We start from the raw sequence: 14930 nt of genomic DNA, 5'->3' as shown, positions 1-14930 counted from the left end.
AAAGGCACGGTATGACCACGCGTATTCGATCTGCATGCGCGGCGGCCTGCGCCCTGGCAACGGTGCTCGTCCTCGTGGCGAGCGCCGTTTCCCCGGGGCCGGCGTTCGCCGCTGTTTCGGCTGTGTACACGGCCGCGACGAACCCCACCTACGAGAACCCTGCGACGGGCGCCATCGAAGACGCCGCCGGCAGCAGCAACGTCGCGCTGGCCGAGTCGATGGTGACGAGCATCGTCTATGAGAACGCCCTGATCGAGCGGGACACGGACGGCACGCTGTACGCAAGCCTGCGCTTCAAGCTGGCCGACCAGATCAGCAGCATCGCCCTCGAGGTGTCTGCGGACGGATCGTCGTACGAGCCGGTCGAGGCCGCGCAGATGCAGACGGGCACCGACAGCGCCACCTCCACGGCGACGGCCGACTACCGCTTCGCGATTCCCAGCGAGACGGCGACCGTCCGCTGCTCCATGGACGTGATCCCCATGGGCCGCGCGGTCGTCTACTTCATCTCGTTCGGGGCGCTTCAGGAAGGCGATGTGGACGGCACGTTCGTGCAGACCGTGACGCCGGGCGAGGGCACCGAGGACGCGGCTCCCGCGGCGGCCTCGGCCACCGACGCCGACGCCTCCGGAACGTCCGGCGACGCGGATGCCGCCGAGGACGAGCCCGTGCAGGACGCCGACGATTTGACCGGCACGTCGCCGAACGAGGGCGTGCAGGAGTTCGACGAGGAGGGCCGCGAGGTCACCGGCGGCAAGCAGGCGGAAGCGTCGCTCGACGGCGGCACCCTCGCGTTGATCGCGGGGATCGCCGCGGGCGTGATCGTGGTTGCCGGCGTGGCGGTGTACGCGGTCTACCTGCGCCCGAAGCGCGCGAAGCAGGCGAGCGCCGCCGCAGCGGCAGCCGCCGCCGCGAGCGCGCCCGCAGGCTCCGGCCGCGACAAGGCTTCCGACGCCGGCGAGGCGCTCGATGCCGATGAGCGTGCGAGCCGTGCCTGAGCGCGTGTCGACGACCTGCGGAATCGGGAGGGCGGCGCACCGTGCGGGCGCGCTCGTCCTCGCGGCGTGCCTCGCCTGCTCGCTGCTGTTGGCGGGGTGCGTCGACCAGCATCCCGAGCGTTCGGAGAGCGAGGACGGCTCCTACGAGCCGCGGATCGTCGCCACCTCGCCTGCCATCGCCGAGGTGTGCGACAGGCTCGACCTCGACCTGGTGGGGGTGTCAACCACCTCGCGCGGGTTGCCCGAGCGCTACGCCGACGTGGAGCGGGTGGGCACGTCCATGTCCCCCGACCTGGAGCTGTTGAAGTCGCTGCGACCCGATTACGTCCTGTCCCCCAACTCGCTGCAAAGCGACCTGCAGCCCAAGTACGCGTCCATCATGGAGGCGTCCGTGTTCCTGAACCTGCGCAGCGTCCAAGGCCTGTACGATTCCATAGCCTACCTGGGCGATAAGTTCGACCGCCGGGAGCAAGCGCAGGCGCTCGTGGACGAGTACGAGGCGTTCATCGAGGACTATCGCGCCCGTAACGGCAGCGAGGAATCCCCGAAGGTGCTCATATTGATGGGCGTCCCCGGCTCGTACGTGGTGGCCACGCCGAACAGCTACGTGGGCAGCCTCGTCGAGCTGGCCGGCGGCGAGAACGTCTACGCCGACGCCGACGAGGAGTTCATCAACGTGAACACCGAGGACATGCAGGCGCGCGACCCCGATATCATCCTGCGCACGTCCCACGCCCTGCCCGCCCAGGTGATGGCCATGTTCGCCAACGAGTTCGCCACGAACGACATCTGGAAGCACTTCCGCGCCGTGCAGGAAGGCCGGGTGTACGACCTCCCTTCCGACAAGTTCGGCATGAGCGCGGATTTCGACTACCCCGACGCGTTGGAGGAGCTGCGCACCGTTCTGTACGGGGAGGAAGAGGGGAGCGACGGGACCGTCGTGGGCGAAGCGGCCTCCGCCGCAGCCGAGGCGACGTCGTCAACGGAGGATGCCGACGCCGTGGCCGACGCCGCTGCCAGCATCGCGGGCGGCGCGGGCTCGAGCGGCGTCGCCAGCATCGTGGACAAACAGGGATAAGGAAGGTATCGCATGGTAAGCACCTTGCGCAAAGGGGCGGCGTTCGTCGTGACGGCGGTGGCGCTCGTGGGGCTGTTTCTGGTTGCCGTGAACACGGGCAGCTTGCAGGTGAGCCCGGAGCAGCTGCTCAACGGCCTGTTCGTGGCCTACGACGACACGGTGTCCACGATCTACGACCTGCGCTTCCCGCGGATATTCATCGCCATGGCGGGCGGCGCGGCCACGGCGGTCTCGGGCGTGCTGCTGCAGGCGGCCATCCGCAACCCGCTGGCCGACCCGGGCATCATCGGCATCAGCTCCGGCGCGTCGCTCGTGGCCGTGCTCATGACGGCGTTCTTCCCGGCGCTGTTCCTGTTCACGCCGCTGTTCGCGTTCGCGGGCGGCATGGCCGCGTTCCTCATCGTGTACAGCCTGTCGTGGCGCGGCGGCCTGGCGCCGCTGCGCATCATCCTCGTCGGCGTGGCCGTGAGCGCCGTGTTCACGGGCATCATGTCGGCGTTCGATTCCGGGACGGGTTCCTCCATGAGCGGCGTGGCCAGCCTGGTGGACGCGAACATCACGATGAAGACCTGGGACGACCTGTGGACGCTCGCAAGCTATGCGGCCGTGGGGCTGCTGCTGGCGCTGTTCGCGGCGAAGCGGTGCGACCTGCTGGCGCTCGAGGACAAGACGGCGCGCTCGCTGGGCATCGACGTGAACAAGAATCGCCTGGCCATCTCCGCCGTGGCCGTGCTGTTGGCGTCCATCAGCACGGCCATCATCGGGCCGATCAGCTTCCTCGGCCTCGTCGTGCCGCATATCGCGCGGCTGCTCGTGGGCACGGCGCATCGGGTGCTCATCCCGTACTCCATCGTGTTGGGGGCGTTCTGCCTGCTGCTGGCCGACACCATCGGCCGCACGGTGGCGGCTCCGTACGAGATCAGCGCCGCCGTCATCATGTCGATCGTCGGCGGACCGGTGTTCATCCTGCTGTTGAGGAAGGCGCGGAACAACTATGGCGAATAACGTGTTCACGATACGGGGGCTGTCGTTCGCGTACGACGACCAGCGCATCTTCGAGGGCCTCGACCTCGAGCTGCGCGAAGGCGTGGTCACCACGCTCATCGGCGCGAACGGCTCGGGGAAGTCGACGCTGTTCAACCTCATGACGAAGAACCTCAAAGCCCAGGCGGGCAGCATCTTCCTGCGGGGCGGCGACGTGAGTCAGCTGCGCCTCAAGGATTTCGCGAAGCTCGTCGCCATCGTCCACCAGCGCAACACGGTGCCGGTCGATCTGTCCGTGGAGAAGCTCGTGGCGTACGGGCGCTTCCCGCATCGCGGCATCGGGCACGCGACGGACGCCGAAGAGGACGAGCGCATGGTGGCATGGGCGCTGGAAACCACGGGCCTCACCCCGTTCGCCAAGCTTCCCGTCTCGTCGCTGTCCGGCGGCCAGGCGCAGCGCGCGTGGATCGCCATGGCGCTGGCGCAGGGTTCGCAGGTGCTGCTGCTCGACGAGCCCACCACCTTCCTCGACGTGCGTTACCAGCTGGACATCCTGCATCTCGTCCGGCAGCTGAACCGGGAGTACGGCATGACGGTGGTCATGGTGCTGCACGACGTGAACCAGGCACTGCACTACAGCGACCACCTGGTGGCGCTCGCCGGCGGGCGGGTCGTTGCGCAGGGCGACCCGTGCGACGTGGTGACGCCGGCGCTGCTCGAGCAGGTGTACGACGTGGCGCTCGAGGTGGCCACGGTGCGCGGGCGGCCGTTCGTTTTGCAGGTGTAGGCGTCGCTGAGGCGCTCGCTTGTTGTTTCCCCGTGAAAAAACGGCAGGTGGCGGCGGTCGCTCTGGCTCGGCAAGCAGGTTGTTTGGTATAGTGGACAGCCGATTGGGTTCAACCTGACGAGAAAGAGCACCATGTCGCTAATCGTAGCAAAATTCGGGGGCACGTCCGTCGCTTCGCCTGAGCGCATCCAGATGGTCGCGAAGAAGCTCATTGCGAAGAAGCAGGCAGGGCACCAGGTGGTTGCCGTCGTGTCCGCCATGGGCAAGACCACCGACGAGCTCGTAGGCCTCGCCGCCTCGCTCAACGACAACCCGCCGGCGCGCGAGATGGACCGTCTGCTGTCCACGGGCGAGCAGGTGTCCATGACGCTGCTGGCGATGGCCATCGAGGCGCGCGGCTACAAGGCCATGAGCTTCACGGGCCGTCAGGCCGGCATCGAGACGGACGGCATGCACGCCAAGGCCAAAATCGTGAAGGTGCACAACGAGCGCATCATGGAAGCCCTGAACAAGGGCGTGATCGCGGTGGTGGCCGGGTTCCAGGGCATCGACGCCAACGGCGACATCACCACGCTCGGCCGCGGCGGCTCCGACACCACGGCGGTGGCGGTGGCGCACGGTCTGGGCGCCGACGTGTGCGAGATCTACTCCGATGTGGACGGCGTGTACACGGCCGACCCGCGCGTGTGCCCGCGCGCCAAGAAGCTCGACGTCATCTCGTACGACGACATGCTGGAGCTGTCCAGCTCGGGCGCCGGCGTGCTGCAGATGCGCGCCGTGGAGTTCGCGCGCAAGTACCAGGTCGTCATTCATTCCCGCTCGGCGTTCTCCGACGCCGAAGGCACCTATATCAAGGAGGAGACCGACATGATGGAGGAAGCCGTCATCACCGGCATCGCCCACGACACGTCCGAGGTGAAGTTCACCATCCGCGGCGTGCCCGACATGACCGGCGTGGCCGCGAAGGTGTTCTCGGCGCTGGCGGGCAACACGGTGAGCGTGGACATGATCATCCAGAACATCTCGGAGGACGGCATCACCGACATCAGCTTCACGTGCCCCGGTGCCGACCTGCCCCGCGCGAAGGAGACGGTGGAGCGCATCTTACCCGACATCAACGCCCGCGACTACGACGTGGACGAGGACATCGCGAAGGTGAGCCTCGTGGGCACGGGCATGAAGTCGTCGCCCGGCGTGGCGGCGCGCGCGTTCTCGACGCTCGGCGAGAACCAGATCAACATCCTGGCCATCTCGACGTCGCCCATCCGGCTGTCCGTCGTGGTGGACGGCGCGCAGGCCGCGGCGGCCGTGCGCTGCCTGCACAAGGCGTTCGACCTCGATTCCGACAGCGTGTTCGAGGAGACGCAGCTGAGCGCCGAGGAAATCGCCGCGAAGATGAACAAGGGTAGATAGGGGACTGACGATGACTTGGACAAAGAGGATGCCGGCGAACCCGGTGGTGGCCGTGGCGGGCGCCACGGGCGCGGTGGGCGCCGAGTTCTTGCAGGTGCTGCACGACGTCGACTTCCCGGCGGCCGAGGTGCGCGCGCTCGCGTCCGCCCGCTCGGCGGGCAAGGCGCTGCCGTTCTTGGGCTGCGGCCAGGTGCCGGCGGGCGACCTCACGGTGCAGGAAATGACGCCGGAGTCGTTCGAAGGCGTGGACATCGCGCTATTCTCGTGCGGCGCGGGCGTGTCGAAGGAGATGCGCGAAGCCGTAGCCGCGGCCGGCGCCGTGATGATCGACAACTCCAGCGCGTTCCGCATGGACGAGGACGTGCCGCTCGTGGTGCCCGAGGTGAACCCGGGCGACGTGGCGTGGCACAACGGCGTGATCGCGAACCCGAACTGCTCCACCATCCAGATGGTGGTGGCTTTGAAGCCGCTCTACGACCTGTCGCCCATCAAGCGCGTGGTGGTGTCCACGTACCAGGCGGCCAGCGGCGGCGGCGCGCCGGCCATGGCCGAGCTGTACGACCAGACGCGCGAGTTCCTCGGCGGCACGCCCGACGACGAGCTGACCGTCGAGGTGTTCCAGCATCGCATCGCGTTCAACTGCATCCCGCACATCGACAAATTCCTCGAGGACGATTCCACCAAGGAAGAGTGGAAGATGGTCGTCGAGACGAAGAAGATCATGGGCGACCAGGGCATCCGCGTGGCCGCCACGTGCGTGCGCGTGCCCGTGCTGCGCTGCCACGCCGAGGCCGTGTACGTGGAGTTCGCCGACGAGGTGAGCGTGGAGGCCGCGCGTGCGGCCCTCGAGGCGTTCCCCGGCATCGTGGTCATGGACGACTGCGCCACGAACACGTACCCCATGCCGGGCCTGCTGGCCGGCACGAACGAGACGTACGTCGGCCGCCTGCGCCGCGACGACACGGTGGACCACGGCCTGGCCATGTGGGTGGTTGCCGACCAGATCCGCAAGGGCGCGGCCCTCAACGCCGTGCAGATCGCGCAGCTGCTGTTGCCGTAGCGCGAGAGCGCGCAGCGAGCTTGCTCCGGCGGCCGCCCTTGGGCGGCCGCCGTGCGTTGCGGGAGGGTTTCAACGCCACGGCGCCCTGATGCGCCAGCCGGTTTCCGTCACGTCGACGAACAGCAGCCCCAGCAAGAACAGCGCCGCGGCCGTGTACCCGCACCCGGCGATGACGAGGGATGCTATCCCGATTGCGTCCATGCATGCTCCTTTCCGTTCGAGAAGCAGCATACGGACGCGCGCGTTAAGAGGATGCGAAAGACGCGCCCCGCACGTTAACATTGCGCAAAGACGCCGCACATCCCGGACGCCCTACTCGTCCTGCGCGTCCTTTCCGCAGCGGGCGTTCACCAGGTCGACGATCTCCTGCTTCGCGTGCACGTCGAGCAGGGCGTAGATCTTCTTCGTGTGGGTGCGCACGGTGTTTTCCGAGATGAACAGCTTTTTCGCGATGGACGGCACGTCGTAGCCGTGCGCCAGCAGGTCGAGCACCTCGGTCTGGCGCGCCGACAGCCCGCGCTCGGCGGCCAGCTGCGCGCACGCCTGCTGCAGCACGTCGACGCCGCTGGGGGCGGCCTCCTTCGGGCGCGCGGCGCTCTTCCGCACGAGGATGAACATGACCAGCGAGCAGCCGTACAGCAGCACGAACACGCTGGTGACGATCTGTGTCTCCTGCGACAGCGAACTGCGTCCGATCACGGCCGCCAAACCTTGCCCGATCAGGCGCGACGCGTATGTGACGCCCGCGAACAGCGCGTACACGAACACGAGTCCGAGGCCGCGCTCGCTCGCGATGGAGATGCACGACACCATCATGACGATGGAGAACAGCGTGAATCCGAAGCTGCCCACGAACAGCACGAGGGTGCGGTACTGCTCGGCCACGAAGGGGAACGCCAGGAACGCGGTGATGAGCACGGGGAACAACACGACGTACGCCTTCGAGATGGTCGTTTCCTTGTCGAGCGCCAGCCAGACGACGGCCAGGATCGCCGCCGATACGAGGTTCGCCGCGAACACGATGGCGCAGCTCTCGAAGAACGCGAGGTCGTCGGAGAACGCCACCGATCCGATGACGGGCGAGATCACGCCGATCATGACGATGCACAGCAGGGGCTTCCAGAAGCGGCTGCGGATGAGCAGCGGCACGCGCGGCGCTGCGCCTGCAGGGGGCGTGGCGACGGGCGCCGTAGCGGGCGCGCCGCCCTCGAACCGCAGGGTGAAGAACAGCAGCACGAGGTTGCAGAACGCCAGCAGCGACTCGGTGAACAGCAGCCCGGCCTGGCCGAACGCGAAGAACAGCCCGAAGGGGAGCAGCGACAGCACCGATCCCAGGATGATCTGCTTCTTCGTCTCGCGCGGCTCGCTGAGCGACAGCACCGTCTCCCAGCAGATGAAGCAGCACGTGGTTCCCACGCCCACGAGCACGGCCGACACGGTGAGCATGACGGCCGACGACGTGACGAAGAACCCCAGCAGGAAGATCATGCCCGCCGCGATGAGCAGCACGGCCTCGAAGAACGGCGCGCGGTCGAACAGCCGCGGAAAGCGCGTCGATCCCAGGAAGTAGACGAAGAACGCGACGATGTTGCTGAGCGACACCGGCGTGCTCCAGCTGTCCTGCGCGCTCGCGCCGAACGCGAACTGCGGCAGGAACGAGAAGCCCCACAGCGAGAACGAGTTCATCGCCAAAAAGCAGGCGAACCCCGTGGCCACCAAGAACAGCTGAGTTTTCTTCGTATGCGCCATAACCCCTCCCCAGGCATATTGTAGGCGAAATCAGGGGACGCTTCGATGGCCGACGCCCAAAAAGACGTGCCGATGATCAGCGAATTTGCCAATTCACCTGATCTATGTGACCCCTTTTCGAGCGAAACACCAAGCGCGGGTGAACGCGCGCCGCCCGCGTTCGTGCAAGACTGAGCCCGTGTTCCGCAACCGATCGCAAGGAGGGAAATCGCATGGAACTGAATCGCCGAGATTTTCTCAAAGGGGCTTTGGCAACAGGCGCGTTGGCGGCTACGGGAAGCGCGCTCGCGGCATGTTCGCCTTCGGGCGGCGCTGCGTCCGGCGCGGCCAGCGCGGGCTCGGCAGCGGGCGCGTCCGACGTGCTGACGGCCGACAGCTACCAGCAGATGAAGTGGAGCTTCGAGATTCCGCCCGAGCCGGTGGCCGATGCCGACATCGCCGAGACCATCACGCACGACATCGTGGTGGTGGGCGCGGGCATGGCCGGATTGTGCACGGCGGTGTCGGCCGCCGAGCAGGGCGCCGACGTCATCGTGTTCTCGGCTAGCAGCAAGCCCATCAGCCGCGGTGGCTCGAACCACGCCATCGGGTCGAAGTACCAGAAGGCGAAGGGCATCGATTATTCGCCCGAAACCGCGCGCGAGATCGTGAAGGCCGAGCAGACCGCCGGCACGTACCTCATGGACAAGAAGAAGTGGGAGCGCTGGATCAACCACTCGGGCGAGTCCATCGACTGGACCATCGACCATATGGAGAAGCAAGGCCTCAAGTGCTGCCTCGAGCCGGGCTACTACGATCCCGACGGCACCATCACCGTCCCGCCCGCGTCGCACAACTTCTACACCGATGAGCAGCCTTTCGGCGCCCTGTACGGCGCGCCGCTCGAAGCGCAGGCGTACGCCGATATCTTCACGGGCGATTTCGGCGGCGAGATACACTACAAAACCGTCGCGCAGTACCTCATCCGCGAGGATGACAACACCGGGCGCGTGTCGGGCGTCGTGGCGCAGCGCGAGGACGGCTCGTACGTCAAGTACGTGGCGAACAAGGCCGTGGTGCTGGCCACGGGCGACTTCTCGAAGAACCCCGACATGATGGCGAAGTACAGCCCGTGGGCGTGGGAGCACTTCAAGGACGCGCTCTCGTTCGGCGACGTGGATTACGATGCCGAGCTCGTGTACTCGGGCCTCATGCCCGGCGACGGCCAGAAGATGGGCCTGTGGGTGGGTGCCGCCTGGCAGAAGACGTACCCGGTGCCGCCCATGATCAACGGCGGCGCGTCGGGCCCGGCCCACGGCGTGATCTCCAACTTCTGGGGGCTCAACATGGACATCCACGGCGAGCGCTACCAGAACGAGTGCACGAACTTCGCGTACGGCGCCATCTCGGTGCTGCAACTTCCGCAGAAGACCGCCTACGCCGTGTGGGATAAGGCGTACGCCTACACGCAGGACGAGTGGGAGCAGTTCGGATGCTGCATCGACCACGAGAACGGCATCATGCCGCTCACGCCCGACGAGGTGATCGCGTCGTGGGACAAGAACGCCGAGGGCGGCAAGGAGTCCATCGGCACGGGCGCCACGTACTACAAGGCGGACACCATCGAAGAGCTGGTGAAGCAGATGGACGGCATCGACCAGGAGCAGGCGCTGGCCACCATCAAGCAGTACAACGAATACGCCGAACAGGGGCTCGACGAGCAGTTCCACGTGAATCCCGAAATCCTGTTCCCCATCTCCACGCCGCCGTTCTACGCCACGAAGATCACGGGCGCCACGTTCCTCACCGTGTGCGGCGGCTTGCGCACCGACGAGAACATGCAGGTGTGCGACGAGAACGACACGCCCATCGAGGGTCTGTACAACACGGGCATCATGACCGGCGACTTCTACGCCAACACCTACAACTTCGTCATGCCCGGTCAGAACCTCGGCGCCGTGTGCGGCACCCTGTCCTACCTGCTGGGTCGCGACCTGGCTGCATTGTAAGCACAGCTCGAACTTCTGCTGTTCCTCCCTCCATGCGGCCGCCTTCGGGCGGCCGCGGCTCGGTGAGGTCGGCGACTTCTCGTCGTCCTTGTTCGATAATCTGGCAGAAAAACCGAGGTAGGTAAATAATATGCGCATTGGAAAAATCGCGACCTGGGATTTTCTGATATGAGCGTGCAGAAAATGGTCGAATTATTTACCTACCTCGATTTTTCTGCCACAATCGGCATCGATGGCTGACACCGCCGTCGGATGCCGACGTAGAGCGCATCCCCCCTCGCCGCGGACAAGGGGCTGACGGTCGAGGAGGACGTGCTCGTGGAGCGGGTGATGGAGCCGGTCCCGAAGGGCGCGACGAATCTTGATATTTCCTGCGCAAAACGATAGCCGGGGCGATGCGCCGCCTTCGTCGGTGCGGACGTGGTTTGCTCTATACTGTTTCCCATGAAGAAGATCAGACTTGATACGCTGCTGGTTGAGCAGGGGTACTTCGCGGACGCCGGCGCGGCGCTGCGCGCGGTGCTCGCCCACGAGGTGAAGGTGGACGACGTGTACGCCACGAGCGCGGCGCTCAAGGTGGCGCCCGACGCGGAGGTCGTGGTGAAGAACCGCAAGCGCTTCGTGTCGCGCGGCGGCCACAAGCTGCAGGGCGCGCTCGACGCGTTCGGGCAGCGCGTCGAAGGCCTGCGCTGCCTGGATATCGGCTCGTCCACCGGCGGTTTCAGCGATTGCCTGCTGCAGGCCGGCGCGGCCAGCGTGGCGTGCGTCGACGTGAACTACGGGCAGCTGGCGTGGAAGCTGCGGCAGGACCCGCGCGTGGCGGTGTTCGAGCGCGTGAACATCAAGCTGGCCGACCCGGCCGAGCTGGGCGCGCCCTTCGACGTGCTCGTGGCCGACCTCAGCTTCATCGGCCTCGCGGCGCTCGCGCCCACGTTCGCGCGGTTCTCGCAGCCGGGCACCGTGTTCATCGGCCTCGTGAAACCCCAGTTCGAGTCGCGGCCCGACGAGACGGAGCACGGCGTGGTGCGCGACGAGGCCGTGCGGCGGCGCACGGTGGACGAGGTGCGTGCGGCGCTGGTCGCTGCGGGGTTCGGCGTGGCAGGCGTGGTGGAATCGCCCATCACGGGGCCCGAGGGCAACGTGGAATACCTCGTGCGCGCGGTGTTCGAGGGGAGCGGGGTGGCGGATTGAGCGCGACCGAGCAGCAGGTGCCTTCTTGGGATTTCAAATCGTTCGCGGCACGGTACCTGCCGGGCTTCTCGTTCTCGTTTCTGGGAACGGGCCTCGTGCTCGTGTGGATACAGTGCATCCTGTACGCGCGCTACATCTGGGTCGATTCCGGGCTGACGACGGTCGCCATCAACTTCGCGCGCTGCGGGTGCATCGTCGTGCTGGGCGCCGTGGCGCTGCACCGTGCGTTCTCACCGAGGTTCGAGAACGTGCTCGGCTGGATCTCGGCCGGGCTCATGACGCTGGGCAGCCTGCTGTTCTTCGTGCAATCGCTGTTCCCGTCGTTGCCGTTCACCCTGGTGGCGGCCGTGTGCTCGGGCGTGGGGCTCGCATGGGGCGGCGGCATGTGGATCACGTTCTACATCCGGCTGGGGTTGCGCGAGGCGCTGCTGGCGGCCTTCGCGTCGCTGGCGCTGTCCACCGTCATCGGCATCTTCATCGGCATCGTGGAGGAGAGCACGGCGTTCTTCGTCAGCATGCTGCTGCCGATGGTGACGCTGGTCATGTACTTCCAGGCGCAGAAGACGCTCGACGAGCGCGAGCGGCGCGGCATCGTGGCGCCGCCGCCCGACGACGTGTACGCCGCCGAGCCGCGTTCCACCATCGTGCGGCTCGTGGTGGGCATCGCCCTGTTCAGCTTCGTGCTGGGCGTGTCGCGCGGGTTCCCGTTCGGCGAATCCATCAAGCTGTCGCCCGTGTTCCACCTCGTGCAGCACCTCGGGGTGACGGCCGCCGGCCTCGGCATCATCTGGTGGACGCTCGTGAAGGGGCGCGGGTTCAAGTTCGCCGTGCTGTGGCAGGCGCAGCTTGCCGCGCTGGCGGTGGGCGTGATCCTGCTGTCGACGCTCGATCCGCTGGTCAGCGAGGTGGGCGCCACCCTTATCGCCATCACGAACCTGTTCCAGGTGGGGTTCTTGTGGTTCGTGTCGTACGACGTGGCGCGCCATCGCGCGCTGCCGCCGTACCTCATCCTGGGATTCTTCTGGTTCTTGCACCTGTTCTTCCGCGAGAGCGGTCGGTTGGCGATGTGGTGGCTCGGCGATGCGGGCGGGGCCGAGCAGATGCTCATCGTGGCCACCATGATCTGCCTGCTGGCCGTGAGCGTGGGCTTCCTGCTGACCGACTCCATCCCGCGCGTGCGACCGCTGTTCGCCGAGGTGTGCGGGCGCTGCCGGTTCCGCACCGAGACGGAGACGGCGCTGCGCGAGGGTCGTCTGACCAGCGTGGACGAACGCGTGTGGCGCCCGGAGGAGCACGGGGCGGCCCCGCTGGCCGCTGCGGCTCCGGTGGCGACAGCCTCGGCGGCCTCGCGGGTCCCGACGGCCCCGGCAGCTGCGATCGAGCCGCCCTTCGACCGCGAGGCGTACGTGCGCGAGCGCTACGGCCTGACGAACCGCGAGGCCGAGGTGCTCATGCTGCTGGCCGAGGGCCGCAGCTCGTCCTACATCGCCGGCGAGCTGGTGCTGTCCGACAACACGGTGCGCAGCTACGTGAAGAACATCTACCAGAAGCTCGACGTGCACTCCAAGCAGGACGTCATCGACTTCGTGAAGGCGCTGTAGGCGCTCGCGCGTCGCGGAATCTCGCCCGTTGCTCTCTCGCGCCGTGAATGTCCCCCAGGGGAACGGGGGCTGTCCCCGTGCGGGGCATCCGCCCGAAACGCACCGCGCCCCGGCTGGGAGGCAGCCGGGGCGCGCGGGAGGGAAGGGACGTCGTCGAGAGTGGCGTGCGGCGCGAGGCGCTAGGCGTTCGCGAGGGCGCTGCGAGCGGAGATGCGGCCGAAGATGAGGCACTCGGCGATGTTGCCGCCGCCCTGGTACACGCCGCTCCACACCGAGCCGAACTCGCCGGCGGAGTACAGGCTGGGAATAGGCTTGCCGTCGGGATCGAGGATCTCGCCCTGGGCGCTGCGCACGGGGCCGCCGTCGGTGTTGAGGAACGACGGACAGCACAGCTGCGCGTAGAACGGGGGCGTGGTGATGGGCGTCAGCGTCTTCTCGGGACGATGGAAGTACACGTCCTTGCCGTTGGCGCAGCACTCGTTCCACTGGTCCACCGTGGCGGTCAGCTCGTCTGCCGGCACGCCCATCTGGCTGGCGAGGTCTTCGATGGTGTCGGCGGAATAGGCCAGCTTGTCGGCCACGGGGTCGCTCGTGGTGTCGGCGGGGATGGCGCCGGCCTCGAGGCCCGCCTGGTCGAACACGAACCATGCCTTGCGCGGCTGGGCCAGGTGCGGCCACTCGCCGCCGATCTGCATATGGCCGTGGCGGCTGCCGACGGAGACGGACGGGTCGTCCCTGTAGGCTATGTCGGACTTGTTGCTGTAGCCGTCCCAGTCCATGTAGTAGCGGCGGCCGTTCACGCCCACGGTGATGCCGTACTGCTTCGGGCACGGCGAGATGATCTGGTTGTTCGTGAACTTCGTGTTCTCGAGGTCGCGGCCGGCCATCCAGAAGCCCGCCACGTGCTCCATGTGCCAGAAGTCGGCGCCGATCTTCATGCAGGCCTTGTGGCCGTCGCCCGTGTTGCCCTCCTCGACGGCGGGATGGGCGCCGCCCTGGCCGATGAAGTCCTGGCGCATCGTGGGGTTGGCCTCGAAGCCGCCCGTGCACATGATGACGCCCTTGTTGGCCTTGACGTTCTTGCCGTCGATGACCGCGCCGAGGATCTGCTTGGTGCCGGGGTCTTGGATGAGCTCGCTCATCGGGGCGCCCGTACGGTACTCGATGACGTCGGAGTGGTCGGCGATGACGCGGTCGAGCAGCTTCGTGATGTGCTTGTCGCCCTTGATCTCCACGTCCTTCTTGCCGGCGACGGTCAGCTTGCCCAGCGCGTAGCAGTGCTCGAACTCGGGCCACTCGGGCGTGGACTTGAGCGGGTCGTCCTTGGTGGTGGGGGCGATGATCGACGCTTCCTCGACCACGCCGCCCAACGTGTCGAACACCCAGCTGTAGTTCTCGGCGGCGCCCTTGGCGTAGGCGGCGATCACGTCGTCGGGCGTGGTGCCCTCCTCGCCGCGCATCTCCAGCATGTACTGGTTGAACGCTTCCTCGTCCTCGGCGTACACGACGGTGCCCTTGCAGTACGGGCTGTTGCCGCCGGGCATCGTGCCCTTCTCGGCCAGCAGGCACGTCGCGCCGTTGCCCTCGAGCGCCACCGTGATGGCGGCGGCCTGGCCGGCGCAGCCCGCGCCGATGACCACGACGTCGAACTCCTCGTCCCACTTCGTATCGGTGCCGGCAGCCGCGGCGGCCGTGCCGCCGTCTCCGGTGTTGGCGGAGCCCTGCGGCGCGCAGCCGACGATGCCGAGGCCGGCGGCACCGGCGAGGGCGACGCCGGCGGTCTTCAAGAACGTGCGACGGCTCTGCTCGAACGGGGTGCTTTCTTTCATGATGGTCCTCCCTGTCTCCGTGGTGCTGCGATGCAGCTTTCCGGTCCGTGCGCATCCACCGGCCCTCCCGTCGCTGCCGGGATGCTGCGATGGTTCCCGCGCATCGGACGAGGAGCATGCTATCCCGCCCGCCGTTACGGCGGCACCCCCTAAGTGCAGCGTTTTGGTAGGGAATGCGCGCACCCCGCAAAATGCGGGGGCAGGGGGTGGTATGCTTGCGAACTGGGAAAACGTTAGATCGGGCACCGCGGC

At 67.1% G+C, this 14930-nt stretch carries 12 protein-coding genes; 9 read left to right on the top strand and 3 right to left on the bottom strand.

The window, feature by feature from the left end; translation table 11 throughout:
* Positions 1 to 11: 11 nt before the first annotated feature.
* The 6 genes from GS424_RS15315 to GS424_RS15290 all read left to right on the top strand — a co-directional run bounded on the left by GS424_RS15315 (position 12) and on the right by GS424_RS15290 (position 6320).
* Positions 12 to 998, top strand: a complete 987-nt coding sequence (locus tag GS424_RS15315) for a heme-binding Shp domain-containing protein (protein WP_160941319.1) — start codon at positions 12 to 14, stop codon at positions 996 to 998.
* Positions 976 to 2076: a heme ABC transporter substrate-binding protein IsdE gene (gene isdE, locus GS424_RS15310; RefSeq protein WP_160941318.1), complete on the top strand. Its 1101-nt coding sequence runs from the start codon at positions 976 to 978 to the stop codon at positions 2074 to 2076. The genes GS424_RS15315 and isdE overlap by 23 nt, the downstream gene beginning before the upstream one ends.
* 12 nt (positions 2077 to 2088) lie before the next feature.
* Positions 2089 to 3081: a FecCD family ABC transporter permease gene (locus GS424_RS15305; protein WP_160941317.1), complete on the top strand. Its 993-nt coding sequence runs from the start codon at positions 2089 to 2091 to the stop codon at positions 3079 to 3081.
* Positions 3071 to 3847, top strand: coding sequence for an ABC transporter ATP-binding protein (locus tag GS424_RS15300; RefSeq protein ID WP_160941316.1), 777 nt, complete (start codon positions 3071 to 3073; stop codon positions 3845 to 3847). Before GS424_RS15305 ends, GS424_RS15300 begins: the two co-directional genes overlap by 11 nt.
* Positions 3848 to 3979: 132 nt before the next feature.
* A complete protein-coding gene (locus GS424_RS15295) occupies positions 3980 to 5260 on the top strand; it encodes an aspartate kinase (RefSeq protein ID WP_015761366.1) in 1281 nt (426 codons plus the stop codon).
* 10 nt (positions 5261 to 5270) lie between these two features.
* Positions 5271 to 6320 (top strand): aspartate-semialdehyde dehydrogenase, encoded by a 1050-nt coding sequence (locus GS424_RS15290; RefSeq protein WP_035585668.1) that lies wholly within the window; start codon positions 5271 to 5273, stop codon positions 6318 to 6320.
* 69 nt (positions 6321 to 6389) lie between these two features.
* Here the strand turns inward: GS424_RS15290 and GS424_RS18075 are convergent, their stop codons facing one another.
* A complete protein-coding gene (locus tag GS424_RS18075; protein WP_015761364.1) occupies positions 6390 to 6521 on the bottom strand; it encodes a hypothetical protein in 132 nt (43 codons plus the stop codon).
* A gap of 111 nt (positions 6522 to 6632) precedes the next feature.
* Positions 6633 to 8069: a helix-turn-helix domain-containing protein gene (locus GS424_RS15285; protein ID WP_015761363.1), complete on the bottom strand. Its 1437-nt coding sequence runs from the start codon at positions 8067 to 8069 to the stop codon at positions 6633 to 6635.
* Between the two features lie 212 nt (positions 8070 to 8281).
* Between GS424_RS15285 and GS424_RS15280 the strand changes: the two genes are divergently transcribed.
* The 3 genes from GS424_RS15280 (at position 8282) to GS424_RS15270 (ending at position 12849) form a co-directional block, all read left to right on the top strand.
* On the top strand, positions 8282 to 10057 hold the full coding sequence (locus GS424_RS15280) for an FAD-dependent oxidoreductase (RefSeq protein WP_015761362.1): 1776 nt from the start codon (positions 8282 to 8284) through the stop codon (positions 10055 to 10057).
* Positions 10058 to 10501: 444 nt separating this feature from the next.
* Positions 10502 to 11248: a TlyA family RNA methyltransferase gene (locus GS424_RS15275; protein WP_015761361.1), complete on the top strand. Its 747-nt coding sequence runs from the start codon at positions 10502 to 10504 to the stop codon at positions 11246 to 11248.
* Positions 11245 to 12849, top strand: coding sequence for a helix-turn-helix transcriptional regulator (locus tag GS424_RS15270; protein ID WP_160941315.1), 1605 nt, complete (start codon positions 11245 to 11247; stop codon positions 12847 to 12849). Before GS424_RS15275 ends, GS424_RS15270 begins: the two co-directional genes overlap by 4 nt.
* Before the next feature lie 179 nt (positions 12850 to 13028).
* On the opposite strand, the gene GS424_RS15265 is transcribed toward GS424_RS15270, so the two are convergent.
* Positions 13029 to 14678, bottom strand: a complete 1650-nt coding sequence (locus tag GS424_RS15265; RefSeq protein WP_160941314.1) for an FAD-dependent oxidoreductase — start codon at positions 14676 to 14678, stop codon at positions 13029 to 13031.
* Positions 14679 to 14930 lie beyond the last annotated feature (252 nt).

This window comes from Eggerthella guodeyinii, assembly GCF_009834925.2.
GTDB classification, from domain to species: domain Bacteria; phylum Actinomycetota; class Coriobacteriia; order Coriobacteriales; family Eggerthellaceae; genus Eggerthella; species Eggerthella guodeyinii.
This window is presented reverse-complemented; position numbering and strand designations above follow the sequence as displayed.